Annotated in this window: 27 protein-coding genes; 11 read left to right on the top strand and 16 right to left on the bottom strand. The window is 62.1% G+C overall.

Going from position 1 to position 24,765, the window contains the following annotated elements; translation table 11 throughout:
- The first annotated feature begins 130 nt into the window (after positions 1-130).
- Positions 131-1,147, top strand: coding sequence for a 23S rRNA (adenine(1618)-N(6))-methyltransferase RlmF (rlmF, locus tag PSH94_RS05170; protein WP_181078358.1), 1,017 nt, complete (start codon positions 131-133; stop codon positions 1,145-1,147).
- 68 nt (positions 1,148-1,215) lie between these two features.
- On the opposite strand, the gene PSH94_RS05165 is transcribed toward rlmF, so the two are convergent.
- Positions 1,216-1,497: an HU family DNA-binding protein gene (locus tag PSH94_RS05165; protein WP_003188840.1), complete on the bottom strand. Its 282-nt coding sequence runs from the start codon at positions 1,495-1,497 to the stop codon at positions 1,216-1,218.
- Positions 1,498-1,893: 396 nt separating this feature from the next.
- Here PSH94_RS05165 and yejK point away from each other — a divergent pair, with 396 nt between their 5' ends.
- Together yejK and PSH94_RS05155 are read left to right on the top strand one after the other, a co-directional pair.
- Complete coding sequence (yejK, locus tag PSH94_RS05160) at positions 1,894-2,898, top strand: nucleoid-associated protein YejK (protein WP_123480628.1); 1,005 nt, start codon at positions 1,894-1,896, stop codon at positions 2,896-2,898.
- Positions 2,898-3,248, top strand: coding sequence for a glutaredoxin family protein (locus PSH94_RS05155; protein ID WP_181078360.1), 351 nt, complete (start codon positions 2,898-2,900; stop codon positions 3,246-3,248). The genes yejK and PSH94_RS05155 overlap by 1 nt, the downstream gene beginning before the upstream one ends.
- On the opposite strand, the gene PSH94_RS05150 is transcribed toward PSH94_RS05155, so the two are convergent.
- Genes PSH94_RS05150 through PSH94_RS05130 form a run of 5 tightly spaced genes read right to left on the bottom strand, consistent with a single transcriptional unit; the run spans position 3,249 to position 7,012 of the window.
- Entirely contained in the window at positions 3,249-4,226 is a 978-nt protein-coding gene (locus tag PSH94_RS05150; protein WP_305436690.1) for a FecR family protein, read from the bottom strand.
- The gene (locus PSH94_RS05145) at positions 4,223-4,798 is read right to left on the bottom strand and encodes an RNA polymerase sigma factor (protein ID WP_286670994.1); all 576 of its coding nucleotides are present in this window, start codon (positions 4,796-4,798) and stop codon (positions 4,223-4,225) included. The genes PSH94_RS05150 and PSH94_RS05145 overlap by 4 nt, the downstream gene beginning before the upstream one ends.
- Before the next feature lie 13 nt (positions 4,799-4,811).
- Positions 4,812-5,138, bottom strand: coding sequence for a DUF3325 domain-containing protein (locus PSH94_RS05140; RefSeq protein ID WP_305436689.1), 327 nt, complete (start codon positions 5,136-5,138; stop codon positions 4,812-4,814).
- Positions 5,139-6,713, bottom strand: a complete 1,575-nt coding sequence (locus PSH94_RS05135) for a PepSY domain-containing protein (RefSeq protein ID WP_305436688.1) — start codon at positions 6,711-6,713, stop codon at positions 5,139-5,141. It lies immediately after the preceding gene.
- Positions 6,710-7,012 carry a DUF3649 domain-containing protein gene (locus tag PSH94_RS05130; RefSeq protein WP_181078368.1) on the bottom strand — a complete coding sequence of 101 codons (303 nt, stop codon included), beginning with the start codon at positions 7,010-7,012 and terminating at the stop codon, positions 6,710-6,712. The genes PSH94_RS05135 and PSH94_RS05130 overlap by 4 nt, the downstream gene beginning before the upstream one ends.
- Positions 7,013-7,183: 171 nt before the next feature.
- On the opposite strand from PSH94_RS05130, the gene PSH94_RS05125 reads away from it, so the two are divergent.
- From PSH94_RS05125 to fecA, 3 genes are all read left to right on the top strand, one after another.
- Positions 7,184-7,672: a sigma-70 family RNA polymerase sigma factor gene (locus PSH94_RS05125; RefSeq protein WP_305436687.1), complete on the top strand. Its 489-nt coding sequence runs from the start codon at positions 7,184-7,186 to the stop codon at positions 7,670-7,672.
- A complete protein-coding gene (locus PSH94_RS05120) occupies positions 7,669-8,607 on the top strand; it encodes a FecR domain-containing protein (RefSeq protein WP_305436685.1) in 939 nt (312 codons plus the stop codon). Before PSH94_RS05125 ends, PSH94_RS05120 begins: the two co-directional genes overlap by 4 nt.
- Positions 8,608-8,697: 90 nt before the next feature.
- The gene (gene fecA, locus PSH94_RS05115) at positions 8,698-11,037 is read left to right on the top strand and encodes a TonB-dependent Fe(3+) dicitrate receptor FecA (protein WP_285427803.1); all 2,340 of its coding nucleotides are present in this window, start codon (positions 8,698-8,700) and stop codon (positions 11,035-11,037) included.
- On the opposite strand, the gene PSH94_RS05110 is transcribed toward fecA, so the two are convergent.
- Entirely contained in the window at positions 11,038-11,910 is an 873-nt protein-coding gene (locus tag PSH94_RS05110; RefSeq protein WP_305436683.1) for a LysR family transcriptional regulator, read from the bottom strand.
- A 105-nt stretch (positions 11,911-12,015) separates the two neighbouring features.
- Between PSH94_RS05110 and PSH94_RS05105 the strand changes: the two genes are divergently transcribed.
- Positions 12,016-13,524 (top strand): MFS transporter, encoded by a 1,509-nt coding sequence (locus PSH94_RS05105; RefSeq protein ID WP_305436682.1) that lies wholly within the window; start codon positions 12,016-12,018, stop codon positions 13,522-13,524.
- A 60-nt stretch (positions 13,525-13,584) separates the two neighbouring features.
- Here PSH94_RS05105 and PSH94_RS05100 read toward each other — a convergent pair whose 3' ends face one another.
- Positions 13,585-13,995, bottom strand: a complete 411-nt coding sequence (locus tag PSH94_RS05100; protein ID WP_034096034.1) for an HPF/RaiA family ribosome-associated protein — start codon at positions 13,993-13,995, stop codon at positions 13,585-13,587.
- Positions 13,996-14,209: 214 nt separating this feature from the next.
- The gene (locus tag PSH94_RS05095) at positions 14,210-15,157 is read right to left on the bottom strand and encodes a LysR substrate-binding domain-containing protein (RefSeq protein WP_305436680.1); all 948 of its coding nucleotides are present in this window, start codon (positions 15,155-15,157) and stop codon (positions 14,210-14,212) included.
- 137 nt (positions 15,158-15,294) lie between these two features.
- Between PSH94_RS05095 and PSH94_RS05090 the strand changes: the two genes are divergently transcribed.
- A complete protein-coding gene (locus PSH94_RS05090; protein ID WP_305436679.1) occupies positions 15,295-16,671 on the top strand; it encodes an L-serine ammonia-lyase in 1,377 nt (458 codons plus the stop codon).
- Positions 16,672-16,980: 309 nt separating this feature from the next.
- Complete coding sequence (locus PSH94_RS05085) at positions 16,981-17,298, top strand: DUF3509 domain-containing protein (protein ID WP_181078387.1); 318 nt, start codon at positions 16,981-16,983, stop codon at positions 17,296-17,298.
- Here PSH94_RS05085 and PSH94_RS05080 read toward each other — a convergent pair.
- The 3 genes from PSH94_RS05080 to PSH94_RS05070 form a co-directional block, all read right to left on the bottom strand.
- A complete protein-coding gene (locus PSH94_RS05080) occupies positions 17,295-17,783 on the bottom strand; it encodes a phosphate-starvation-inducible protein PsiE (protein ID WP_181078389.1) in 489 nt (162 codons plus the stop codon). The two genes, PSH94_RS05085 and PSH94_RS05080, sit on opposite strands and share 4 nt — an antisense overlap.
- Positions 17,784-17,951: 168 nt before the next feature.
- Positions 17,952-18,191: a type II toxin-antitoxin system RelE/ParE family toxin gene (locus PSH94_RS05075; protein ID WP_181078391.1), complete on the bottom strand. Its 240-nt coding sequence runs from the start codon at positions 18,189-18,191 to the stop codon at positions 17,952-17,954.
- A 175-nt stretch (positions 18,192-18,366) separates the two neighbouring features.
- The gene (locus tag PSH94_RS05070) at positions 18,367-18,612 is read right to left on the bottom strand and encodes a DUF6124 family protein (RefSeq protein WP_181078393.1); all 246 of its coding nucleotides are present in this window, start codon (positions 18,610-18,612) and stop codon (positions 18,367-18,369) included.
- A gap of 423 nt (positions 18,613-19,035) precedes the next feature.
- Between PSH94_RS05070 and PSH94_RS05065 the strand changes: the two genes are divergently transcribed.
- On the top strand, positions 19,036-19,296 hold the full coding sequence (locus PSH94_RS05065) for a YebG family protein (protein ID WP_012722374.1): 261 nt from the start codon (positions 19,036-19,038) through the stop codon (positions 19,294-19,296).
- Between the two features lie 32 nt (positions 19,297-19,328).
- Here PSH94_RS05065 and PSH94_RS05060 read toward each other — a convergent pair whose 3' ends face one another.
- Complete coding sequence (locus PSH94_RS05060; protein WP_305436676.1) at positions 19,329-20,369, bottom strand: Glu/Leu/Phe/Val dehydrogenase dimerization domain-containing protein; 1,041 nt, start codon at positions 20,367-20,369, stop codon at positions 19,329-19,331.
- Positions 20,370-20,553: 184 nt separating this feature from the next.
- On the opposite strand from PSH94_RS05060, the gene PSH94_RS05055 reads away from it, so the two are divergent.
- Positions 20,554-21,357: a SirB1 family protein gene (locus PSH94_RS05055; RefSeq protein ID WP_253510612.1), complete on the top strand. Its 804-nt coding sequence runs from the start codon at positions 20,554-20,556 to the stop codon at positions 21,355-21,357.
- Positions 21,358-21,409: 52 nt separating this feature from the next.
- Here PSH94_RS05055 and PSH94_RS05050 read toward each other — a convergent pair whose 3' ends face one another.
- The 3 genes from PSH94_RS05050 to fahA are packed head-to-tail and all read right to left on the bottom strand — an operon-like array spanning position 21,410 to position 24,765.
- Positions 21,410-22,780, bottom strand: a complete 1,371-nt coding sequence (locus tag PSH94_RS05050) for an aromatic acid/H+ symport family MFS transporter (RefSeq protein ID WP_305436674.1) — start codon at positions 22,778-22,780, stop codon at positions 21,410-21,412.
- 42 nt (positions 22,781-22,822) lie between these two features.
- Complete coding sequence (maiA, locus tag PSH94_RS05045; RefSeq protein WP_305436672.1) at positions 22,823-23,467, bottom strand: maleylacetoacetate isomerase; 645 nt, start codon at positions 23,465-23,467, stop codon at positions 22,823-22,825.
- Between the two features lie 11 nt (positions 23,468-23,478).
- Complete coding sequence (gene fahA, locus PSH94_RS05040; protein ID WP_285427808.1) at positions 23,479-24,765, bottom strand: fumarylacetoacetase; 1,287 nt, start codon at positions 24,763-24,765, stop codon at positions 23,479-23,481.

The raw sequence follows: 24,765 nt of genomic DNA, 5'->3' as shown, positions 1-24,765 counted from the left end.
TTTTTGCCTGCATTTTCCCAAGCCCTTGCCTGCAACACCGCCATAGGAGCAAGCCCTCCCCCACATTTGCCCGAGTTGAGCTCAGGATGTGTGACAATGGCCGCCACATTGAGCCAAACCCAGAATCAACATGACCGCCCCCAGCACACCGAAACCTCCGCGCAAGAAGCCTAAATCCGCCGCCGCAGCCAAGCCTGTGGTGCCGCGCAAAGAGGCAACCCTGCACCCGCGCAACCGCCACACGGGCCGTTACGACTTCCCGGCCCTGATCAAGACCACGCCGGAACTGGCGCAATTCGTGATCATCAACCCCTACGGCAAAGAGAGCATCGACTTTGCCAGCCCAGATGCGGTGCGGGTGTTCAATCGCGCGTTGCTCAAGGCGTTCTATGGTGTCCAGCACTGGGACATTCCCGCCGATTATCTCTGCCCGCCGGTGCCGGGGCGTGCCGATTATGTGCACTTCCTCGCCGACCTGCTGGCCAGCGTCAACGACGGCAAGATCCCGCGCGGCTCGATCGTCAAGGTGCTGGACATCGGCATGGGCGCCAACTGCGTCTACCCGCTGATTGGCTACATGGAGTACCGCTGGAACTTCCTCGGTTCGGAGGTCGACCCTATCGCCGTGGCGGCGGCCAAGGCCATCGTGCAGTCCAACGACCTGAGCAAGGTCATCCAATTGCGCCAGCAGACCAACCCCAAGCAGATCCTGCTGGGCCTGCTCGAACCGGGCGAACGCTTTGACCTGACCATGTGCAACCCACCGTTCCACGCGTCCATGGAAGAAGCCACCAAGGGCAGCGAGCGTAAGTGGCGCGCCCTGGGCAAGGCCGACCCCAAGCGTAAGTTGCCGGTATTGAACTTCGGTGGCCAGTCGGCCGAGCTGTGGTGCGAAGGCGGCGAAGCGCGGTTCGTAACGCAGCTGATCGCCGAAAGCGCGCATTTTGCTCACAAGGTGTTGTGGTTCAGCACCCTGGTGTCGAAAGCGTCGAACCTGCCAGCCATCGAAACCGCACTGAAAAAGGCCGGGGTGCTGGAAAGCCAAGTGGTGGAAATGTCCCAGGGGCAGAAGCAGAGCCGCTTCGTGGCCTGGACCTTCCAGACCAAGAACGAGCAGCAGATCTGGCGCCAGCGCTGGGTGCGCTAGCGCCCGAATCGCAGGCAACAAAAAACCGTGCCCGGATCGCTCCGAAGCACGGTTTTTTTTGCTGCGTCTTACTTGTTAACAGCGTCGGTCAGGCCTTTGGCCACAACCAGCTTGATAACTTTCTTGGCAGCGATTTCGATGGCAGCGCCAGTCGAAGGGTTACGGCCAGTACGGGCAGGACGCTCGGTCACTTTCAGTTTGCCAACGCCTGGCAGAGTGATTTCGCCGCCGTTTTCCAGCTGATCGGCAACAACCTGGCTCAGTTGGTCCAGCAGAGCGCGCACGGTGGTTTTCGGTGCGTCTACTGCTTCAGCCAGATCAGCGATCAGTTGGTCTTTAGTAATAGCCATTGTGGTGTTCCTTCCCTATCAAATTCATATGGATTGCAGAGTGCAGTGTCAGCCGTCGAGCCCGACCGTCTAGGCCTGGCACCCCTGGCTATAACCGCGGAGATCGGGGTTATAGATGCTTGAAACGGGGATTGGTTCGACCTGACAAATGCTGAATGCACGCTTATCGCCGAGACTTGGCGTAAGACGGGGCAAAACTAGCACAGAGACGGGGAAATATCCGCTTCTACCTACCCATTTGGTCAGCTTTATCGCTCTAAACCGTGAAAAAAAGGCATATGCCCCGTCGGACGGCATGCAAAACCCCGTTCCAGGCGCGTCTTGACCAATGGGTGCGGTACACTGGGCAACTTTTCGGGGAGGCCGACCGCTCCCCTTCAACCAGCCGAGAAGCCTATGCCGATCCGTCATTGCATCGTCCACCTGATCGACAAAAAACCCGACGGCACACCTGCGGTTCTCCATGCCCGCGACTCCGAGCTTGCCGAGTCCGCCGCCATCGAGAACATGCTCGCCGACCTCAACGAGAGCTATAACGCCAAACAAGGCAAGGCCTGGGGTTTCTTCCATGCCGAGTCCGGCGCGCACCCGTTCAGCGGCTGGTTGAAAGAGTATTTCGACGGCGGCCAGGATTTCACCGCGTTCAGCCGCACCGCGGTCGAGCACCTGCAAAAGCTGATGGAAGAGTCCAACCTTTCCACCGGCGGCCATGTGCTGTTTGCCCACTACCAGCAAGGCATGACCGACTACCTGGCCATCGCCCTGCTGCACCACAGCGAAGGCGTGGCGGTGACCGACGAGCTGGACGTGACGCCCTCGCGTCACCTGGACCTGGGCCAGCTGCACCTGGCGGCGCGTATCAACGTCTCCGAGTGGCAGAACAACAAACAGTCCAAGCAGTACATTTCGTTTATCAAAGGCAAGAACGGCAAGAAGGTCTCGGAGTACTTCCGCGACTTTATCGGTTGCCAGGAAGGCGTCGACGGCCCGGGCGAAACCCGCACCCTGCTCAAGGCCTTCAGCGACTTCGTCGAAAGCGAAGACCTGCCGGACGAGTCCGCCCGCGAGAAAACCAAGACCCTGGTGGATTACGCCAGCAGCCAGGCCAAGCTCGGCGAGCCCATGGGCCTGGAAGAATTGTCCGGGCTGATCGATGAGGACCGGCCCAAGGCGTTCTACGACCATATCCGCAACAAGGACTACGGCCTGTCGCCGGAAATCCCCGCCGATAAGCGCACCCTCAACCAGTTCCGCCGCTTCACCGGGCGCGCCGAGGGCCTGTCGATCAGCTTTGAAGCGCACCTGCTGGGCGACAAGATCGAGTACGACGAGGCCGCCGGCACCTTGATCATCAAGGGCTTGCCGACCCAACTGACCGACCAGCTCAAGCGCCGCAACTGATGCTTGGCGGGGTCTTCAAGAAAGTCCTGCTGGTGTTGCTGGTGGTGGTGGTCATTCAGAACTGGGGCAAGATCGAGCGGGTGTTCAACCCATCCCAGGCGGTGTCCGAGCAGGTACGCGCCCAGGCGCGCGTGGTGCTCTACACCACCGAGTGGTGTGGCTACTGCAAGCAGATCCGCCGCTTCCTGGACCAGAAGGGCATTCCCTACCAGCAATTCGATATCGAAAAAGACGCTCAGGCGCGCAAGGCGTACGAGGCGCTGGGCGGTGGCGGGATTCCGTTTGTGGACGTCAATGGCACGCTGATTCGCGACTACCAGCCTGAACAGATCATGGCGGCGCTGAAATAGTCAGCGCACCACGATCACCCGGTCCAATAAGCTGTGCTGTTCGAAGCCCAGCACCGCCTGCAGCGCATTCAGCACTGCTTGCGGGTCCTTGCTCGGGAAACTGCCGCTGACGCGCTTGGCGCCCATCTCCTTATTAAGCAACAGGATGCGGCCCGGGTAATAACGTCCAAGATCCTCGACCACATCGGCCAACGCAGCCTTGTAGTAATTGAGCCAACCGTCGCGCCAGGCCAGGCGCGATTCGCTGTCGACCGCTTGCAAGGGTTCGGCGATGCCATCGGCATAAGCTACCTGCTGGCCGGCGATCAGCACCTGCTGCTGGCCGTGTTTAGAGGGTGTGACCCCGACACGCCCGGTCAACACCGTCACCTGCGCGCCCGCCGGTTGCAGGCGCACTTCGAATTGCGTCCCCAGCACACGCGCTTCACCACTGCCGGCCTCCACCACAAATGGCTCACCGGTGTGGGTCACGCTGAAAAAGCCGGCGCCGCGACGCAACTGGATATGCCGCTCGCCGTGGCTGTAATCCACCGCGATGGCACTGTCGGCATCCAGGGTCACTTGAGTGTTATCCGCCAGGGTCACGGTCTTCACCTCCCCCGGCGCGCTCACATAATCGGCACCGAAGTCATCGATCCAGCGTGACGGCTGCCACCCGGCGCCCATCGAAATCATCAGCAGCAGGCACGCGGCCATGGCCAGTGCGCCGGACCAACGCAGCGCCCGCGAGCGCTTCGCGCGGTTCATGGCGTCGAGGTAGCCCTGCAGCGCCTGGGCATCTTCATGCACGAGCTGGCGCGCGGGCACTTCGCTCAACTCCCACAGCACCTGAGCCTGGGCGTAGGCTTCGACGTGGGCCGGGTCGGCGCGCAACCAGCGGCTGAACGTGGCCTGATCGCCACTGCTGGGCTGGTCGTGCAGCAGACTCAGCCAGGCCAGGGCGGCTTTTTCCTGCTCGGGCGTGGGGGTGAGGTTCACAGTGCTTTCCCTGGCGTGCGTGGGGTCGATGGCTCGCGAAGGCTGGCCTTGCAGGCTTCGAGGGCACGCATCATATGTTTTTCCACGGCGCTTTGGGACAGGCCCATGGCCTTGGCGATGTCGGCGTATTTACGCCCATGGATGCGGTTGAGCAGGAATATGTGCCGGGTGCGCTCCGGCAGGCTGCGCAGGGCGGCTTCGACATGCCGCAGATCATTGCCTGCCTCCAACGCGGCCTGGGGTTCGCAGCCATGATTGTCGCGCTGCTCCGGCAACCAGCCTTCGTTGCTGCGCACCCGCGCGCCTTCGCTGCGCAGGTGGTCGATGGCGATATTACCTGCGCAACGCAACAGGTAGGTGCTGAGCTCTTCGACCTGCACCAGGGGCCGGCGCCAGAAGCGCAGGAACAAATCCTGCACCAGGTCGGCCGCCGTGGCGCGGCAGCCGACGCGGCGATTCACCAGAGCTTCCATCTGCGCACGCTGGGACAGGAACACCTGCAGAAAATGCGCGCGCCCACCCGGCGTGTCGGGCTGGGGCGAGTCCTGGGAATCGGGTGGGTTGCCGATCATGATGCAAACACACTCAGAGGATGGCGAAGGCCGCAACGGGACTGGCCAGCAGGCCGACGCCCGCCAGACTCAAGGCCAGCCTTGGCCGATACGGCAACAACAGCACCAATAGCAAAGCGCTGAGCATTAACACCGCGCACCACTCCACCAGGCCCTGGGCCCAACCGGACACCCAGACCGCCGGCCCTATGGCCAGCGTCAGCAACAGCCCGCCCGCCACACGCAAGCCCAGGCGCCGAGCCGGCGACGGTTTGCTGCGCAGCAGTTCGCCATGATGACGGTCGGTGGCCAGGCACAATGCGGTGAAACCCGCGTAGCACATCAACATCGCGATCAGCATTCAGTGGGCCTCACGTTTGAGGGTCAACGGGCGTGCGCGCTCAGCCTTGGGCGCGGGCACGCCGCGACGCTGCATCTTGCGGGCTGCCCAGGCGAAAAATACACCGCAGGCCAGGCAGGTCAGGTCGAAACCGGCCATAGCCCAGTCGCCGCTGGCCAGTGCCACGCCCAGGTGATGGGACGTGGTCAACGCATTGATCACCGGGATCGCCATAAACAGCAGCGCGGCGACGCTCAGTTGCTCGACCCACCCCCGGCGGCCACGGCGCACACTCGCGTGCAGCAGGCTCAAGCCCCAGGCAATGAAGAAGGTCTGAACTTCCCAGCCGGAACGTTCGGCGAAGCTCACCGGCAGCAGACGATTGGCCCAGAAGAATGCGGCGATGGCGATCAGCAGGCCGGACATGCTGGCGATGTTCAACACCTCCACCAGACGCAATTCAAACGGCATTACGTGGGCTTTGGCATGCTTGAGTTGACGCTTGCCGAGCCAGATCACCAGCCCGGTGCCGATCATCGCCGTGCCCGCCAGGCCGCAGATAAAGTACAGCCATCGCAGCACCGGCCCGGCGAAACGGCCCATGTGCAGGCCATAGAAACTGCCGCCGACCACCGCCGGCAACGACGGCTCGCCGCTGACCCGCAGCAGCTCGCCGGTGGTGCCGCTGAACGACACGGTGCTGCCAAAGTCGTGCACCACGCTGTCGGAACCGGCGCGGAACACATTGACCGACGCATTTACGTCGCTGGGGTTATTTACCGCCACCCGCTCAACATGGCCACCCGCCCATTGCGCCCGCGCCTGTTGGTACATCGATGCCAGCGGCAGCAAGCGACCGGGCTGGCCGAGCGCGGGAGCATTATCGGTGGCCGGGAATACGTCGCTGAAAAACGCCTGGGTGTCATTGCCATAGGCGGCCAGAATCGGCGCCGGCATCACCATGCTCATGAAAATCACCAGGCTGCTGTAGGTAATCATCAGGTGGAACGGCAGCACCAGCACTCCCACGGCATTGTGTCCATCGAGCCAGGAACGCTGGCCTTTGCGCGGGCGGAAGGTGAAGAAGTCCTTGAAGATTTTCTTGTGGGTGATGATGCCGGTGATCAGCGCGACGAACATCACCATCGCGGCCAGGGTGGAGAGCCAACGCCCCCACGGATAGGGCATTTGCAACTGGAAGTGGAAGCGATAGAAGAACTCGCCGCCCATGCTTTCGCGCGCCTGCACGGCAAGGCCGCTGACCGGGTCGAGGGTTTTGCGCATGAAATTGCCGCGCTGGCCGGGGTCGACCTTGTCCTGCCACATCACCGACAGGCCGGGCTCGCGGGCGTCCGGCAGGTTGATAAACCAGCGCGCGGCGGTCGGGGCGTTTGCCTGCAGGTACTGCTGCGCCACAGTCAGGCTGCGCACGTCATCGACCGGGTGGGTCTGTACTTCGGGCTGCATCCAGTGGCTGATTTCTTCCTTGAAATAGGCCAGGGTGCCCGTCAGGAAAATCGCGAACAGCAGCCAGCCGAAGATCAATCCGGCCCAGGTGTGCAACCAGGCCATCGCCTGGCGAAAGCCCTCTCTCATGTGCGCGTCATCCAAAAACCAACGCCCGCCAGGGTCGCAAACAGGGCACTGGGCAGCATCACGCCAAGCCATGCACGCGCGGCGCTGCGGCAGGCGAAGCACCAGAGCACCGCCAGCAGATAGAACACAAACGAGCTCATCATCCCGGTGATCACCGCGTCGGCACGCGCGGTGGGCAACCACAGTGCCAGGCAGATACTGGCCAGGGAGGCCATAAGGTAACCGCCAATCACCGCCGCCAACACGCGCGAGGTGACAGCAAAGCGGTAAGCCAGGGGCAATGAGGTTTTGCTTTTCATGGGGAACGGCGCCAGGTTCGTCAGCGCGCAATATTAATGATAAATATTCTCATAAGCAAAACAGAACGGATGAATCGCCGAGCCGTGCCGATTGCCGAACCTCGTTGCCCGCCCTACAATGCGAACAATTCTTGTTCTCTAACGCCTGCCGATGCCTGCGGAGTGTTCGCGTTGTCGCCGTCCAACACCGTCGAAGTTTTGTACAACGACCATCATCACTGGCTCACGGGCTGGTTGCGACGCAAGCTCGGCTGCCCGGAAAGTGCCGCCGACCTGGCGCAGGACACCTTTATCCGCGTGCTCACCGCCCGCGAAACGCCCACACTGATCGAACCGCGCGCCTTCCTTACCACCGTCGCCAAGCGCGTGCTGTACAACTTCTATCGCCGCCAGGATCTGGAGCGCGCCTACCTCGACGCCCTCGCGCAGATGCCCGAGCAGTTAGCCCCCTCGGAAGAGGAACGCGCGATCATCCTGCAAACCCTGATGGAGCTGGATCAACTGCTCGACGGCCTGCCCGTTCAGGTCAAACGCACCTTTCTGCTGGCTCAGCTCGACGGCCTCACTTACGCGCAGATCGGTGCCGAACTGGGCATCTCCATCGCCACCGTCAAACGCCACCTGCATAAAGCGGCACTGCGCTGCTACTTCGCCCTATGAACATTTCCAGCCATGTCGCCGACCAAGCCGTGCACTGGCTGCTGGAAATGCAGCAAGGCACGCTCACCCCACGTCAACAGGCGGCCTGGCAGCAGTGGTTGAACGCCCACAGCGAACACCAGCGCGCGTGGGAGCATATCCAACGCGTCAATCAGCGCCTGCGCGGCATGCCCTCGCCCCTCGCCCATGCAACGCTTACTGCTCCGACCAGCAGTCGGCGTCAGGCGCTGAAGCTGTTGTTGCTCCTGGGTGCCGGCTCGGCCGCGGCCTGGGGCCTGCGCCGGCAGCACATCCTGCCGCCGCTGACTGCCGATTACCGCAGCCCCGTCGGCCAGCGCCGCCAGGTGCAGTTGGCGGACGGCAGCCAGCTGCAGCTCAACACCGGCAGCGCGGTGAATGTGCATTTCGATGGTGAACAACGCCTGGTGCGCCTGCTCGAAGGCGAGATCCTGCTCAGCGCCAACGCCGGCAGTTCCGCGCTGCAGGTACTGACCGGCCAGGGCCTGCTCAGCAGCCAGGCCGCGCGCGTCAATGTGCGTCAGTTCAACGACCACACTCAGGTGGCCGTGCTCAAAGGCCGCGTCGAGGTGATGCCCAACACCTACAGCGGCCTGCCGCTGGTGGTCGAAGCCGCGCGCCAGGTCAATTTCACCCGTAAGGGCTGGGATACCCCGCGCGCCACCGACGCCAACAGCGGCGCCTGGGCCGAAGGCATGCTGATGGCTGCGCATATGCGTCTGGAGGACTTCCTCGACGAACTGGGCCGCTATCGCCGAGGCCAGCTCAACTGCGATCCGCAGGTAGCCAATCTGCTGATTTCCGGCAGCTACCCGCTGGATGACAGCGAACGCATTCTCGACCTGCTGGAAATCAGCCTGCCGGTGAAAGTCCGCCGCTTCACCCGTTACTGGGTCACGGTGCAGGCCCGCGCATAAATTATTTTTCAACACCGTGAGCCGTTTTCCGTACCTCGCGTGACAGAGAAGGAAAGCCCCCTTGATCCTTCCTTCTCAGGACCGCCCTTCATGCCCCAGCAACCGACCCTTCTCGCCCGCACCCTGCGCCAACTGCTGCTCGGCGCCAGCCTCAGCCTGACGGTGCTGCCGTCGGTCATGGCGGCCCAGACCCAGCCTTATCACATTGCCCCCGCCTCCCTTGAAGCAGCGTTGAATCAGTTTGGCCGCGAAGCCGGTGTGTTGATTTCGTTCGGCTCCGAGGTAACCGCCGGCCTGCAGAGTCGCGGCCTGTCCGGCAACTACAGCGCCGCCGACGGCCTGCAAACGTTGTTGGAAGGCACCGGCCTGCAAGCACGCGCCGAAGGCGCCAACGCCTACAGCGTGCAACCGGCCAGCGCGCCCGCGACCATTGAGCTGGGCACCTCCAGCGTGGTCGGCGACTGGCTCGGCGATGCGGCGCAGACCCATGTGTTCGAACACCCCGGCGCCCGTGACGTAATCCGCCGCGAAGACTTCGAACGCCAGGGCGCCACCCAGGCCCGCGACGTACTCAACCGCATCCCCGGCGTCAACGCGCCGGACAACAACGGCACCGGCAGCCACGACATGGCGCTCAACTTCGGCATCCGTGGCCTCAACCCGCGCCTGGCTTCGCGCTCCACCGTGCTGATGGACGGCATTCCGGTGCCGTTCGCGCCGTATGGCCAGCCGCAGCTGTCCTTCGCGCCGATCAGCATGGGCAACATGGACGCGGTGGACGTAGTACGCGGTGGCGGTGCCGTACGCTACGGCCCGCAGAACGTCGGCGGCGTGGTCAACTTCGTGACCCGTGCGATTCCGGATGCGCCCACCGTCAAAGGCGGCCTGCAGACTGAAACCAGCCCATCCTCCAGCCACGATGGCTTCAAGACCACCGGCAACCTGCTGGCCGGCGGCACTGCCGACAATGGCCTGGGTGGCGCGCTGCTGTACTCCGGCACCCGTGGCGGCGATTGGCGCGAACACAGCGACACGCGCATCGACGACCTGATTCTCAAGGGCAAGTACCAGCTCGACGACGCCAACAGCTTCAACGCCATGGCGCAGTATTACGAAGGCCAGGCCGATATGCCGGGCGGCTTGAACGTCGCGGATTACAAGGCCGACCCGTATCAGTCCACCCGCCCCTACGACAAATTCTGGGGCCGCCGCACGATGTTCAACGTCGGCTACCGCTACGAGCAGGACCGTCGCGAGTTCACCGTCAACAGCTTCTTCACCAAGACCCTGCGCAGCGGCTACCTGGACCAGGGCTCGTTCCTGTCGTTGTCGCCGCGCGAATACTGGGTACGCGGTCTGGAAACCCGCTTCGCCCAGGGCTTCGACCTCGGCCCGACCAACCATGAAGTCGGCGTCGGCTACCGCTACATCAACGAAGCCGGCCACGAACTGCGCTACCGCACGCCGATCAACGCCAATAACCAGCAGATCCCGAGCACCGATAGCCGCAATGACCGTGACACCCGGGGCGGCACCGAAGCCAATGCGTTTTTCATCGATGACCGGATTGATATCGGCAAATGGACCTTAACCCCAGGCATTCGCTACGAGATGATCGAGTCCCAGCAGACCAACAACCTCAGCAACGTCAAGTACAAGGGGGATTACAACACCGCGCTGCCGGCGCTCAATGTGCTGTATCACGTGACCGACGACTGGAACCTCTACGCCAACACCGAAGGCTCGTTCGGCAGCGTGCAGTACAGCCAGATGCCCAACCGCGTGACCAGCGGCGAAGTCAAACCGGAAAAAGCCCGCACCTGGGAGCTGGGCACCCGTTATGACGACGGTACCCTGCGCGCGGAAATCGGCGCGTTCCTGATCAACTTCGACAACCAGTACGAAAGCAACCAGACCAACGACTCGGTGATCGCCCGAGGCGAAACCCGGCACCAGGGCATCGAGACCAGCGTCAACTACGCGCTGGACGGCTTGAACCCGGCGCTGGCCGGCTTCGATGTCTATGCGTCCTACGCCTACGTCGACGCCACCATTCGCGAAGACGGCCCGAACAAAGGCAACCGCGTGCCCTTTTCCTCCAAGCACAAAGGCACGCTGGGCGTGGGTTACACCGAAGGTCGCTGGAAACTCAACCTGGACAGCAGCTACCAGAGCAGCCAGTTTGCCGACAATGCCAACACCCGCGCCGAAACCGCCGACGGCGCCAACGGACGCATCCCCGGCTACATGCTGTTCAGCAGTCGCGCGGCGTACGACTTCGGCCCGCAGCTGTCGGACCTGAACGTGGCCGTCGGGGTGAAAAATATCTTCAACAAGCAGTACTTCACCCGTTCGTTCGATGACAACAACAAGGGCAAATACGTCGGCGAACCACGCACGGTGTATGTGCAGACGTCCATCGCGTTCTGATCAACTGCCCGCCAGGCACGACGGCGTGCCGGCCACCAGCGCATCGATGGCACAGCGCGTCTTGGCCGGCATGTGCGTGGCCGTCGGCCAGATCACATGGATCGGCGCAGGCTGCTCACGGCAATCCGGCAGCACCGCCTCCAATTGCCCACGCAGCACGTAATGCGCAATCAACCAACTAGGCAACCAGGCCAGGCCGACACCCGCAATCGCGGCATCGGCCACGGCCTGGAGGTCGTCCATGATCAACGGCGAGGCGATACCGGCACGCTGCGAGGGTTGGCTGCGGTACGCAATGCCACGGTGCTCGGCGAGGTCTTCGACCTGCAGGATCGGCCCCAGGCGTTTGAGGTAAGTCGGGGACGCGGCCAGCCCCACCACCTGTTCGCCCAGGCGCCTGGCGCTGAGTCGATCGGTGTCGGGCAGCACACCGATGCGTACGGCAATATCGAACCCTTCCTGCGCCAGGTCCGTCAGTCGATCGGCGAAGCAAATCTCCACCTCCAGCCCCGGATAACGGTCCATCAAGCCCCACAGCGCCGGCGCAGCATAGTGATGACCGAACGCCAACGGTACGCTCGCCCGCAGGCGCCCGCGCGGTTGCTGCCGACCGCTGTGCAGCACCGATTCGGCGGCCTCCAGTTCGGCTTGCGCGCGCAGACAATGCTCGTAGTACGCCTGGCCATCCTCAGTCAGACGCTGGCGACGGGTGGAGCGCTGCAACAGACAGGTGCCAAGCCGCGCCTCCAGCCGTGCCAGGCCCTTGCCGACGGCGGACCGGGTGAGGTTCAGGCGTTCGGCGGCCTCGGTCAGGTTGCCGCTTTCCACGATCTGCAAAAACAATTCAACGCCATCGAAACGGGGGGTGACCATAATGTGATTGTCGCCTTGAATTCCCTAACTGACGGAAAACTTATCACGGATAAAGAATTAAATTCCCCTGAAAATGGCTAATCCATCCGTTTACAGGAGAATCCCATGCCCGCCGCCGCTACCTTGACCGCCAGCCCCGAGCGCGCTCCCCGACAGGCCGTCGCCCTCACCGCCGTGTGCCTGGTGGCGCTGATGTTCGGCCTGGAAATCTCCAGCGTGCCCGTGCTTCTGCCCACACTTGAACATGCACTCGGCACGGGTTTCCAAGACGCCCAATGGATCATGAACGCCTACACCCTGGCCTGCACCAGTGTGCTGATGGCGGCGGGCACCCTGGCTGATCGCTTTGGGCGCCGGCGCGTGCTGGTGCTGTGCCTGTGGGTATTCGGGCTGGCCTCACTGGCCTGCGGGCTGGCCGACAGTGCCGCCACGCTGATCGCGGCGCGCTTCGTCCAGGGCATCGGCGCCGGCGCAATGATGATCTGTCAATTCGCGATTCTCTCGCACCTGTTCCGCGAACCGGCGGCGCGGGCACGGGCGTTCGCCATCTGGGGCGTGATCGCCGGTATCGGCCTGGGCTTCGGGCCGATGGTCGGCGCGCTGATCCTCGCGGTCGCGGATTGGCGTTGGGTGTTCCTGGTGCATGTGCCGCTGACGCTGTTCACCCTGGTACTGCTGCGCGTCAGCGTGCAGGAATCCCGCGATCCGGCCGCCCATCGCCTGGATATCGGCGGCATGCTGACCCTGACGTTGGCGGTGTTTGCCCTGGTGTATTTCATCACCCAGGGCAGCGAAAACGGTTTCGCTACGCCGATGATGCTGGGCTGGGCAGGCGTGTCGGTGCTCGCCTTGCTGTTGTTTGTGCTGATCGAACGGCGCAGTGCGCACCCGATGTTCGATTTTTCGGTATTCCGCATCCGCCGCTTCAACGGCGCGTTGATGGGGTCGATCGGCATGAACGTCAGTTTCTGGCCGTTCATGATCTACCTGCCGCTGTATTTCCAGTCCGGCCTGGGCTACGACACCCTGACCACCGGCCTGGCCCTGCTCGCCTACACCCTGCCGACCTTACTGGTGCCGCCCTTGGCCGAGAGGCTGGCATTGCGCCATGGCGCCGAGCGCATCATTCCATTGGGCCTGGGTTTGATGGGGGTGGGTTTTCTGGCGATGGCGGCCGTCAACCGAGTCGAGCACGCTGCTGTCGGGTGGGTGCTGGCCAGCTGTGTGATCGCCGGGGTGGGTCTGGCACTGATCAACTCGCCGACCACCAATACCACCACCGGTTCGGTGTCGGCCGATCGCGCGGGAATGGCCTCGGGCATCGATCTGAGCGCGCGCCTGATTACGTTGGCGCTCGCCATTGCGCTGATGGGCCTGGTGGTGTTGCTCGGCATTGGTCATTACCTGGCCGGCGTATTACCCACCAGTTCGGCGCAGGAATGGCGGGCCATCAGCCAGCACCTGGCGTCGGGCAAGCTTACCGCGGTGGGGCTGAGCTCGGCCGATGCGCAGGCGGCGCTGCGCCACGGAGCAGGCTGGGCGATGGTATTTGCCGGGCTGGGCGCGGCTGGACTGGGGCTATTGAGCAGGTATTTTTTCCGACGAACCCAGTAACGAAAAACGGGCCTGCATGTGCAGGCCCGTTTCCAGAGGGGATGACAGAACGGTCAGTGATCAGCCGTTGAAAACGGCGCGTTCTTTTTCCAGGAACTCCTGTTCAAGCTCATCTTCGTTGACTTTGGTGGTCGGCTGGCCTTTGCCGGCAGCGCGGGGCTTGCCTTGCAATTTGCCGAAGAGGTGTTCCAGCGCGTGGTCCAGCTTGGTCGCCGCACCGTCGATGGCCTGTTCCAGGGTATCGGCCTTGTGCAGGACCGACAGCGGTTGATGGCCTTTTGGCCGCGCTTCGAGGCGGCAACTCAGATCATGGGGGCCAGGCTTGTCGCCGTTCTCATCCCGCAGGTAGACCTCGACACGGGTCAGGTCTTCTTCATAACGTTCGAGCGTGCTCTCAATGGTAGTACGTACCCACTCCTCCAGTCGGATGCTGCTTTCAATATGGTTATCGCTATTGACTTGGATTTGCATAGTTCTTCCCTTATTTCAGCTAGCTCGCGAGAGGTCACAAACTGCAACACCGTTGTGGTGAAACCATGACCTCTTGATTACACAATTGAGCACCTGCGGAAACAATTCAACCCCTTTGCAAAGATAAATCCTACATTACAAATTAACCCTGACGACGAGCAAAAACGCTGTTAGGGTGGGGAGTTAGTTACATCTTCTTACGTCCTCTCGATCGTCATAATTGCCCCTCTCCCAACGGGTGCACACTGCGAAAAACCGCCGCTTCCTCCACCAGCCAGTCATGCACCGCACGCACGCCTGGGTGGCTCAACGCGCCTGGGGCATACAGCAATACGTAGCGTTTGTGGTTCGGCACGGCAAGGCCGAACGGTACGATCAAGGTGCCGCGCTCCAGCTCATCATTGAGCAGGGTACGTCGTGCAATGGCCACGCCCATGCCGGCGATGGCCGCCTCGATGGTCAGATGGTTACGGTTGAAGGTGTGGCCGCGTCGCACATCGGCGTCGTGATAGCCGATGGCATTCAAGTAGAACTCCCACTCGGCGTACTCATAACTCCCACGCCAGGCGGTGATGTCGTGCAACAGCGGGAAATGCGCCAGGTCGGCGGGGCCGTGCAGCGGTGGCCGTCCGCGCAGCAGGCTCGGCGCGCACACAGGGAAGATCTGTTCGTCGAGCAAGGCTGTGGATAAAAGTCCGGGGTAGCTGCCGTCGTTGAGGTCGATGGCCAGGTCGAAGTCGCCTTCGTGCAGGGCGACGCTGCTATCTTCGGCGACCAAGCGCAGTTGGATATCCGGAAAGCGTTGCTGCAGACGTGGCAAGCGCGGGGTCAACCACTTGCCGAGAAACGACGGGATCGACCGCAGCCGCAAGGTGCCGCTGATCATGCCCGCGTCCAGCCGCTGCAACTCGGCGTCAATGCTGCCGTAGGCCTCGCTCACCGTCGCCGCCAGCCGCTGCCCCTCGGCGCTGAGTTCGACGCCGCGCGCGCGTCGGTGGAACAGGCGAAAACCCAGACGCTCCTCTAACTGGCGAATCTGCTGACTCACCGCCCCCGGCGTGATGTGCAGTTCTTCGGCGCAGCGGGTGAACGACAAATGCCGCGCCGCACAGGAGAAAACATGCAGCCAGACGTAAGTCTGACCATGGAGTGGCCGAGCCATATGGTTTAGTCCTGCTAAAGAGTGTCTTAGGAGAATTCGTTGGTCAGTGGTGTTACAGGCGCTCAGTATCGCGCCAATTGCGCTCGTCCTACAAAAAATGGCAGCGATTCCTACTCCATTGCTTGTAAGGCTTTAGCATGGCTATCAGTGTTTTCGATCTATTCAAAGTCGGTATCGGCCCATCCAGCTCCCACACTGTCGGGCCCATGCGCGCGGCGGCGACCTTCGCCCAGGCGCTCACCGAGCAACATTTGCTCAGCCAAACGCGCCGGGTCGAAGTACGCCTGTACGGCTCGCTGTCCGCCACCGGCGTCGGCCACGCCACTGACCGCGCCTGCGTGATGGGGTTGATGGGCGAGTGGCCCGATCAGGTCGACCCTACCTCGATCAATCCGCGTATTCAGCAACTGCGCGACAGTAGCCGCTTACTGCTGGCAGGCACCGAGGAAATTGCCTTCAACTGGCACACCGACCTGCTGCTGCTCGAAGAGAGCCTGCCCTACCACCCCAACGCCATGTCCCTGCACGCCTATGGCGACCATGGTCTGTTGTGTGAAGAAACGTATTACTCGGTGGGCGGAGGTTTCATCATCGAGGCTGCCGAGGCGGCGTCGGGCATCGCGCCGGTCAGCGATGTGGCATTGCCTTATGACTTTTCCAGCGCCGCCGAACTACTGGCCCTGTGCAAACAGCACGGCCTGCGGGTGTCGGAGCTGATGATGGCCAACGAACGGGCGTGGCGCAGTGACGAAGAGATCCGCAGCGGCTTGCTGCATATCTGGTCCGTGATGCGCGAGTGCGTGGAACAAGGCCTGCGCGATGAAGGCATCCTGCCTGGCGGCCTCGACGTTCCGCGCCGCGCAGCGAAATTGCACCGTAGTCTGTTGGAAATCGGCAAACCAAATGTGATCACGTCCACCTTGTCGGCAATGGAATGGGTCAACCTGTTCGCCCTGGCCGTTAACGAAGAAAACGCTGCCGGGGGGCGCATGGTGACCGCGCCGACCAATGGCGCGGCCGGGATTATCCCGGCGGTGCTGCATTACTACATGAAGTTCAACGCCGACGCGTCCGACGATGACGTAGTCAATTTCTTCCTGGCGGCGGCGGCCGTCGGCATTTTGTGCAAGAAAAACGCCTCCATCTCCGGCGCCGAGGTCGGTTGCCAGGGCGAAGTCGGCTCGGCATGCGCCATGGCCGCCGCCGGCTTGGCGGACATCCTCGGCGCCACGCCCGAGCAATTGGAAAACGCCGCCGAAATCGGCCTGGAACATAACCTGGGCCTGACCTGCGACCCCGTCGGCGGCCTGGTGCAAGTGCCGTGCATCGAGCGCAACGCCATCGCCGCGGTCAAGGCGATCAATGCCACTCAAATGGCCTTGCGCGGCGACGGCAAACACTTCATTTCCCTCGACCGGGTGATCCGCACAATGCGCGACACCGGCGCCGACATGCATGACAAATACAAAGAGACCTCACGGGGCGGCCTGGCGGTGAGCTGGGTGGAGTGCTGATTGCGCTGTGTGGGATCGTTTTGCTGACAGTGCCCTGAAATGGATCACGGGCCAGAAACAATGGTGGAAAGGGGCTTGCCCCCGTTATCGGCGTGTCAGCCAATAAATACTCAGCTGAAAGAGCGTTATCGGGGGCAAGCCCCTCCCACTTCAGGACGGTCGTTATACGGCACGGCCCTTGCTGTACAGCTCACGAGGCAAACGGAATTTGTGCCCCTCAGCGACGAAGTGGCCGGTGGTCAGGCGATGCGAACTAATCCTGACACCGGTCGTCAATGACTGCATGTTCTTATCAGGCGGTAACGCACCATGGACAATCCTTTTCAGATCATCACCGATACCTTCAGCCCAAAGTACCGCGTCAACTTGAGCATCCAACGGCTCGACGGCAGCATCATGCTCACCCTCTCGGATGAGACGGGCGTGGTGGCCAAGCGCATGATCAGCGCCGAGCAACGCAACGACCCCGAACGGCTCAAACGCCTGGTGCAGAGCATCCAGTTCGGCATCGCCATCGAGCAGGGCCACAGCGCCATGGAAATCCTGGCGGTGATGACCGACGGCGACAGCCACAAACTGATGCAGCCACCGCCGGCCCGCGACCTCCCGCTCAGCGTCGGGCTCTAGAGCTCGCCCTTCTCGGTCTCCAGGCTCGCCTCGCCCTTGCGGCGCGGGCCTTCGACCTTCACCGAGGGGAACGCCGACGACGCATAGCGCACCACCAGAATCGCGAACGCCAACAGCAGAATCCCGCCGCACAGGTAAATGATGCCCAGATCCGGCGGATTGTGGTGGGACACGTTCGAGATCAACAGACGCGTGAGCGCGGTGATCGCCACATAGATCAGGAAGCGCACGGGCATGTGGTTGGTCTTGAAGTAAATCCCGACCATCGCGCCCAATTCCAGATAGATGAACAACAGCAGGATGTCATCGATCTTGATATGCCCGTTCTCCAGCATACCCAGAAACTCCATCACCGCTGCCCAGGCGGTTACCGCACCAATGGCGAACAGCGCCAGATAGTGAAACGACTCGACAAACAGATTACCCAGCGACTCCGCCAGGCCATGGACCTGGTGGCGCAGCTTTTCGGCCCAGTTGATTTTCACGATGATGCTTCCTTAGGTCGACTCGACCGGATAATGCGGGTTGGACGTGACGGTTGTTCTGCATGCAGAAAAAAGGCCAGAGGCGGGTATAAGATGATGGCGGGGTGACATGAGACACGTGGGAGGATGAGCAGAGTGGATACTTTGCCCATCCGAGAAGCGGATTTTTCAAGGATATCGCTGGCGGTCGTGTAAAACCGAGATGACCCGAATGTTGTCTGTCACTTTATAAACGACCAGATAATTCGGGTGTACCACCATCTCTCGCGTACCGATGACACGCCCAGGGCGGTAAAGATGGGGCCTACGAGAAAGAGCCAGCACGGAGGCTTCTATTGCTTGGTTTACCTCAAGCGCAGCAACTGGACTGCAGTCGCTGATGTAATCAGTAATTTGCCGGAGTTGCACCCGCGCTGCGGGAGCCCACTCAGCATCGCCTTACTTGCGTTTGGATTCGATGAAGAAGGAGTCTAGTCGCTGGAGTTTTACTGTCGTGCTCCGAGCGATGAAGTGAGCAACAGGAAAACTCGAAGCCATTTCTTGACCGCTCCCATAAACGCAGGAACGGTCAGAGGGCTTGGCATCAAACTGGTGCGACTTTCTCTAGCGCTTGGTCGACTAACAGACCGCCAATCTCAACCAATTGGTGAATGGCCAATACCAGACTTCGCTGCGGACCTTCAAGGTCGAATGCCAGCATATTAGCCATTTCACGGGCGCTGTTCAGGGTTTCGCTGGCGTTAGCCAGTAAGGTTTCTGTGTCAGCTTCAGGCGTAACGCTAAATAGCGTCGAATCGGTGGGCGAGGGGTTGGGAGTGATTTTTTTCATAGATTAGTTCCTTAGTTAAGAAACCATCACCGCCTGCCGCCAAGCAGGTTGGGTGACGGATTGCACAAGGTTGGCGGACCGGCAAGGAACAACCCGGCACCCCGAAGGGTCCATGCGCAACCCGCCATGACACAAGAATGCAAATGCAAAAAACGCCTGCAATCTTATAGGGGGGTTGTTGCGCTTCCTTGTTGGGCCGCCAAGCCCGCTAGCTGCATTTGCAGCGCCCGGTGAAAGTAAGCCACCGGACAAATCCAGCGCAACCCCGGCAAGTTGTCAGAAATTTCCGGTGTAGCAAACCCCCGTTTCCCAACTACATTAAAAAACTGCTACCCAAACCCCACGGTTTGGCTTACTCTTTTAGCTGTATATAAATACAGTAGTCGCAAAAGACAACTATCGTGAAGGCATGTGAGGTGGTGAATGGCCGTCGAAGTGGTATACCGCAGCAGCCGAGATCTGGAGCGTTTGTTCATGGATAAAGCCGAAGCTGACCGTCATGACAAGATGCTTGAACTCGCTGAGTTGCTGGCAGAAGTGTTGCAAAAAGCCGTGCCGTCTCTGAGCGAGCAGCAGGTGGAGGAAGCCGGGATCTACATGGCGAAGAATCGCGATGTATTTGCCAAGGCCTTCAAGAGCCAGCCGGACGCGCTGTCCGAGTTGCTGAACGCGCCGGCGGAATAAAGCCCGAATTGAACAGGCCCTGAATCGTTGATTCAGGGCCTTTTTAATAAGCGGTCATGGTAGAGCAGACGCTCGGCCAGTTCATCGGCCACCCGCGCGGGTGAGCGTTTTTCGGCTTGGGCGTGGGCGTAGATTTCGGTCAGGCGTGTGGCAATGTTCGACAGGTGTGCAGTGATGGTGGGTAGCTCGGCGCCGCTGTGCTTGAGCGCGACGTAGATCAGGCCGCCGGAATTGATCACATAGTCGGGCGCGTAAAGAATGCCGCGCCCCTCCAACTGATCGGCCACTTGCAGATTGGTCAGTTGCGCGCTGGCGGAACCGGCCACGGCGGCGCAGCGCAGTTGGGCAACGCTCTGGCGATTGAACACGGCCCCCAGGCCACAGGGCGCCAGGATGTCGCAGGGCGTACTGAGCAACGCGTCGTTGGCAATGGGGTGCGCGCCGAATTGTTCCATGGCCAGTTGCACCTTGCCGTGATCGATGTCGCTCACCAGCAACTCGGCGCCGGCCGCGTGCAGTTGTTCGGCGAGGGCATAGCCGACGTTGCCCAGGCCCTGGATCGCCACGCGCAGGCTTTCGAGGTTATCGCTGCCCAGGCGCGCCATGGCCGTGGCGCGGATGCCGGTAAACACGCCCATGGCGGCGTGGGGCGCAGGGTCGCCGGCGGCGCTGGTGCTGGTGACGAAGCGGGTCTGTTGAGCGATGCAATCCATGTCGGCCACCGAGGTGCCGCTGTCGATGGCGGTGATATAGCGACCGTCGAGTTGTTCCACGCAGCGCCCGAACGCTTCGAACAGCGCCGCACGGTTTTCCACATGAGCGGGCCGCAGGATCACTGCCGTGCCACCACCCACCGGCAGGCCGGCCAGTGCTGCCTTGTAGCTCATGCCCTGGGCCAGGCGCGCGGCATCGGCCACGGCACTTTCGTCGTCGGGGTAGGCAAGGTAACGACAGCCGCCCAGGGCAGGCCCCAGGCGGCTGTTGTGAATGGCTATGACCGCCTTCAAGCCTGTCACCGGGTCGATGCTCAGGTGCAGCGATTCAAGGCGGGTGCTGTGCATGAGAGCAAACATGGTCGAGCTCCCGAATCACTTCTTGTGTCGCCAAGTATAGGCTCGCGGTAGAAAACTGCCGAAGCGCGCGGGAATAAGTCGTCCGATTTTGTAGGTTCTGCGACATAAGCCCGCAGGATCTTTCTTAAGTTACTGGACGAAAATTCCCAGCAAGGCTAAAACGGGGCATCCGCCGGAGAACGCAATGAAGCCCCGCCAAGCCTTTTTCGCCTGCCTGGAACGCTCGCCCCCTGCACTGTTCGAGGCCGCGCTATGGATTGCCGCTGAACATGACGCAACCGTGCAACCGTTACAGATTCTGCAGGAACTGGGGTTGCTGCAGCAGCAAGTGAGCGCAGGCATGCCCGTGCTGCCGGCGGATGAGCTGGGCCAACCACTGCTGCGGCGCATGAACGACCTGGGGTTTGCCCAGGATGACCTCACCCCCCTGCGCCCCGCGGCTGCACTGTTGGATAAAGTCCTGCTGCGCAAACGCGGGCAGCCTCTGGCCGTAGGCTTGATCGCCATGGAGCTGGCGCGTCGCCTGCATCTTCCCATGGTCGGCGTGAATTTCCCTGGGCACTTCCTGCTGCGGGTGCCCGGCGCCGACCATCTGCTGGACCCTTGCGGCGGTCGACGCCTGTACCCCAACGACTGTCGCGAACTGCTGCAACGCCAATATGGTCCCCATCTCAAACTACAGGCCCACCACCTGCTCACCGCAGAGCCACGGTTGATCCTGCAACGCTTGTCGCGCAACCTGCGCCAGTTGCACCTGGCCAATGACGATCCGCTGGCCGCGCTGATCGACGCCGAGCGCGTGCTGGAACTGGGCAACGCCAGCGCTGCGGACTACCTGGCGCGGGCCAGCCTGTATCAACGCCTGGACTGCCCCAACGCCGAACGCTTCGACCTGGAACATGCGCTGCTGCTCAGTGAAGACCCGATCCAACGCCTACGCCTGACCGAGCGGTTGGGGCATTTGCCGCCCAACACGGTGGTGCATTGACGGACGCTTTGGCTCTGATTAAGACGCCAGTTTTGCGTGGTAAGCGCGCCCGTCAGTGATTGACCGGCGTCTTGAGGATATCGCCATGCAACGGGTTCCTCGGCGTCCCGGCAGCCGGCGAGCGCACCTGGATAATCAATAACGCTGCCATCACCGCTGGAATCGCGCAGAAGAAGAAAATCTGCTGCACGGGCATGTGCAGCGCGAGCAACAGACTCCCTAATAATGGCCCTAGGATCGAACCGAAGCGCCCCACCCCCAGCGCCCAGCCCGTGCCGGTGGCGCGCACATGGGCCGGGTAGAAGTTGCTGGCGAAGGCATTGAGGGTCAGTTGCCCGCCGATGATGCAGAAGCCGGCGGCAAACACGCATGCCACCAGGTAACGCGGATTGTCGTGGTTCAGGCCCAACAGTACGGTGCACAGCGCCGCAGCCAGCAGCACGCCAAAAAGCAGGCGCACTTTGTTCTTAAGGCGGTCGGCAAACCAGGCCATGCCGATCGCACCGATGGTGCCGGCAAACAGGAACATCGACGTCACCAGGTTGGCTTGCTTAAGCGCCAGGCCACTTTCCAGCAGCAGCGACGGCAGCCAGCTGATCATGAAATACAGCAGGATCAGGCTGACAAAAAAGGTCGCCCAGATCAGCAAGGTCGGCCGCGCGTAACCGTGCCGAAACAACTCCACCACCGTCAGTTGACTGCCGCGTGTTTGCGGGTCGTCAGCCGCACTTGCCAGCGGCGGTTGCCAGTCGGGCAACAGGCGTGCCGTAACCCGTTGCAAACGCCGATAGGGCGGCGCATCCCGCAGCAGACGCGGGAGGGATTCGGGCAGCAGCCAAACGAGGAATGGAAACAGCAGCAGCGGCGTGACGCCTCCGGCCAGGAACACGGCTTCCCAGCCGTAGTGCTCGATAAACCCCGCAGCCACGAACCCGCCCGCCGCGCCGCCGAACGAAAAGCCACAAGCGGCCAAGGTCACCATCAAGGTGCGCAGGCGCGGCGGCGAATAGTCTGACATCAACGCCATGGCACTGGGCATCGCGCCGCCCATGCCGATCCCGCAAATGAACCGCGCGGCCATCAGCGTGGTCAGCGAGTCGGCGAACACCATCAACACCGTGAGGCTGGCGTAGATCAGCACGCAGGCCAGCAGAACCCGCCGTACACCGAAGCGATCCGCCAGCGGCGTTACCAACAGTGAACCGAGGGTCAGCCCCAGCAGGTTGGCACTGAACACCGGGCCGAACGCGGGCTTTTCCAGCCCCCAGTCCGCGGCCAGCGCCGGCACCACGTAGCCCAGCACCTGGGCATCGTAGCCGTCGGTCACCAGCAGTAACGCCAGCAACAGGAGGATCAGCCACTGGTAGCGCGACACCGGACGGGCGTCGAGTGCCGCGCGAAAGCTGGCAATCTGAGAGTGCATCGCAAGGTACCTGTTTATTTTTATGGGTGTCACACAACGGATTTACGAAGCGTCAGGGGTATCCGGTTGGTTGGCGGGATGGGCCTGGATAAACGCCGGATGCTCCTTCGCCAACGCCGCAACCCTGCCGATACGCGGATAATCGGCCAGCGACACCTTGAACCGCTCGGCCGCGTACAACTGCGGGATCAGAAACACATCGGCCATGCCCGGCTGCTCGCCAAAACAGAACCCTTCAGCACCGATCAACTGCTCCACCGCGCCCAGCCCCTGGCTGATCCAGTGCTCGATCCACGTCAGTACCTGCCCTTCGTCATGCCCCCTTTGACGCAGGAGGTTCTGGGTACTGGAGTTGTGCAGCGGGTGGATATCACAGCCGATGATCGACGCCACGGCGCGCTCGTGGGCACGGGTCGCCAGGTCTTTGCTCAGCAGCGGCACGCGTGGATAACGTTCCTCGAGGTATTCGATGATCGCCGGCGACTGGATCAACAGATCGCCGTCGTCAGTGCGCAGGGCCGGCACGCGACCCTGTGGGTTAATCGCCAGGTACTCCGGCTGACGGTTGGCGCCCCCTGCCGGCACCAGCAGGTTGACCGGCACCGCTGTGAACGCCAGGCCTTTGAGGGCCAGGGCGATACGCACCCGGTACGACGAAGTGGAGCGGTAGTACGTATAGAGTTCCATCCCCTGCCCCCTCAGCGCGCCGCAACCACGGTGCCACGGCATTCGCCGAAACCGATGGAGGCGTAGCCATCTCGCGTGCAGCGCGCGCGCAGGATGATTTCATCGCCATCTTCCAGGAATTTACGCACTTCGCCGGACGCCAATTCGATCACTTTCTTACCGCCTTCGGTGATCTCCAGCAGGCTGCCGAGCTGGCCCGCTTCGGGCCCGGACAAGGTGCCGGAACCGAACAGATCGCCGGGCTGCAGCTGGCAACCGTTGACGCTGTGGTGGGCCACCAACTGCGCGACGGTCCAGTACATATGCAGGCTGTTGCTCAGGGCCAGGCGATGGGCCGGCAGGTTTTGCTCGCGCATGGCGGCTGTGCTGAGCAGCACTTCCAGTTCGATATCCAGAGCACCGCCGGCCTGGTCGCGTTGATCCAGCAAGTACGGCAGCGGTTGCGGATCGCCTGCGGGACGTGGCGGTTGAGCCTTGCGGAACGGCGCCAGCGCTTCGGCCGTGACCACCCACGGCGAGACGGTGGTGATAAAACTTTTCGACAGGAACGGCCCCAGCGGCTGGTATTCCCACGCCTGGATATCCCGCGCCGACCAGTCGTTGAGCAAACAGAAACCGGCGATATGCTCGGCCGCGTCACCGATGGCGATCGCTTCACCCATGGTGTTGCCCTGGCCGATCCAGATGCCCAGTTCCAACTCGTAGTCCAACCGCGCACAGGGGCCGAAGGTGGGCTCGGTCTGGCCGGCAGGCAGGGTCTGGCCTTTGGGGCGACGCACCTCGACGCCCGAGGGGCGAACGGTGGAGGCGCGGCCGTGATAGCCGATCGGTACGTACTTGTAATTGGGCAGCAACGGGTTGTCGGGACGGAACAGTTTGCCGACGTTCTGTGCGTGCTCGATGCCAACGTAGAAGTCGGTGTAGTCACCGATTTTCGCCGGCAAGTGCAGCTGGCAATCAGCAGCGCGGTGCAGCACCTGCGCCTCACGGGCTTGCAGTGGGCTGCCCTCGGCCAGCAGTTCCAGCAGGCGCTCGCGCAATGCTACGCGGGGGCCACGCCCCAGGGCGAACAACCCGTTCAACTGGCCGCCGGCAGTCGCTTGCACCGCACGGCGGGCCTCGCCGTCGAACGCGTCCAATGCCGCGTGCAGATCGAGGATGCAATCCCCAATCGCCACGCCGCTGCGCGGGGCCGCGTGGTTGAGGCTGAAGATGCCCAGCGGCAGGTTCTGCAGCGGGAAGTCCGCGTGACCGTTGGCGGACGCTACCCAACTGCGGGCAAGGGTGGGCTGAGTCAT

It is taken from the genome of Pseudomonas sp. FP2254 (assembly GCF_030687695.1).
GTDB lineage: Bacteria > Pseudomonadota > Gammaproteobacteria > Pseudomonadales > Pseudomonadaceae > Aquipseudomonas > Aquipseudomonas quebecensis.
Note: the sequence above shows the minus strand (reverse complement) of the source record. Positions and strands in the feature narration are given on the sequence as shown.

What these genes read in the sequence shown, in the direction of transcription:
- PSH94_RS05140 (WP_305436689.1), bottom strand. Translation starts at nt 5,138, where the DNA reads ATGCTGATCGCGATGTTGATGTGCTACGCGGGTTTCACCGCATTGTGC.
- yejK (WP_123480628.1), top strand. Translation starts at nt 1,894, where the DNA reads ATGCCGATCCGTCATTGCATCGTCCACCTGATCGACAAAAAACCCGAC.
- PSH94_RS05120 (WP_305436685.1), top strand. Translation starts at nt 7,669, where the DNA reads ATGAACATTTCCAGCCATGTCGCCGACCAAGCCGTGCACTGGCTGCTG.
- fecA (WP_285427803.1), top strand. Translation starts at nt 8,698, where the DNA reads ATGCCCCAGCAACCGACCCTTCTCGCCCGCACCCTGCGCCAACTGCTG.
- PSH94_RS05100 (WP_034096034.1), bottom strand. Translation starts at nt 13,995, where the DNA reads ATGCAAATCCAAGTCAATAGCGATAACCATATTGAAAGCAGCATCCGA.
- PSH94_RS05055 (WP_253510612.1), top strand. Translation starts at nt 20,554, where the DNA reads ATGAAGCCCCGCCAAGCCTTTTTCGCCTGCCTGGAACGCTCGCCCCCT.
- PSH94_RS05130 (WP_181078368.1), bottom strand. Translation starts at nt 7,012, where the DNA reads ATGAAAAGCAAAACCTCATTGCCCCTGGCTTACCGCTTTGCTGTCACC.
- PSH94_RS05155 (WP_181078360.1), top strand. Translation starts at nt 2,898, where the DNA reads ATGCTTGGCGGGGTCTTCAAGAAAGTCCTGCTGGTGTTGCTGGTGGTG.
- maiA (WP_305436672.1), bottom strand. Translation starts at nt 23,467, where the DNA reads ATGGAACTCTATACGTACTACCGCTCCACTTCGTCGTACCGGGTGCGT.
- PSH94_RS05065 (WP_012722374.1), top strand. Translation starts at nt 19,036, where the DNA reads ATGGCCGTCGAAGTGGTATACCGCAGCAGCCGAGATCTGGAGCGTTTG.
- PSH94_RS05105 (WP_305436682.1), top strand. Translation starts at nt 12,016, where the DNA reads ATGCCCGCCGCCGCTACCTTGACCGCCAGCCCCGAGCGCGCTCCCCGA.
- PSH94_RS05165 (WP_003188840.1), bottom strand. Translation starts at nt 1,497, where the DNA reads ATGGCTATTACTAAAGACCAACTGATCGCTGATCTGGCTGAAGCAGTA.
- PSH94_RS05135 (WP_305436688.1), bottom strand. Translation starts at nt 6,713, where the DNA reads ATGAGAGAGGGCTTTCGCCAGGCGATGGCCTGGTTGCACACCTGGGCC.
- PSH94_RS05085 (WP_181078387.1), top strand. Translation starts at nt 16,981, where the DNA reads ATGGACAATCCTTTTCAGATCATCACCGATACCTTCAGCCCAAAGTAC.
- fahA (WP_285427808.1), bottom strand. Translation starts at nt 24,765, where the DNA reads ATGACTCAGCCCACCCTTGCCCGCAGTTGGGTAGCGTCCGCCAACGGT.
- rlmF (WP_181078358.1), top strand. Translation starts at nt 131, where the DNA reads ATGACCGCCCCCAGCACACCGAAACCTCCGCGCAAGAAGCCTAAATCC.
- PSH94_RS05060 (WP_305436676.1), bottom strand. Translation starts at nt 20,369, where the DNA reads ATGTTTGCTCTCATGCACAGCACCCGCCTTGAATCGCTGCACCTGAGC.
- PSH94_RS05095 (WP_305436680.1), bottom strand. Translation starts at nt 15,157, where the DNA reads ATGGCTCGGCCACTCCATGGTCAGACTTACGTCTGGCTGCATGTTTTC.
- PSH94_RS05110 (WP_305436683.1), bottom strand. Translation starts at nt 11,910, where the DNA reads ATGGTCACCCCCCGTTTCGATGGCGTTGAATTGTTTTTGCAGATCGTG.
- PSH94_RS05070 (WP_181078393.1), bottom strand. Translation starts at nt 18,612, where the DNA reads ATGAAAAAAATCACTCCCAACCCCTCGCCCACCGATTCGACGCTATTT.
- PSH94_RS05090 (WP_305436679.1), top strand. Translation starts at nt 15,295, where the DNA reads ATGGCTATCAGTGTTTTCGATCTATTCAAAGTCGGTATCGGCCCATCC.
- PSH94_RS05145 (WP_286670994.1), bottom strand. Translation starts at nt 4,798, where the DNA reads ATGATCGGCAACCCACCCGATTCCCAGGACTCGCCCCAGCCCGACACG.
- PSH94_RS05050 (WP_305436674.1), bottom strand. Translation starts at nt 22,780, where the DNA reads ATGCACTCTCAGATTGCCAGCTTTCGCGCGGCACTCGACGCCCGTCCG.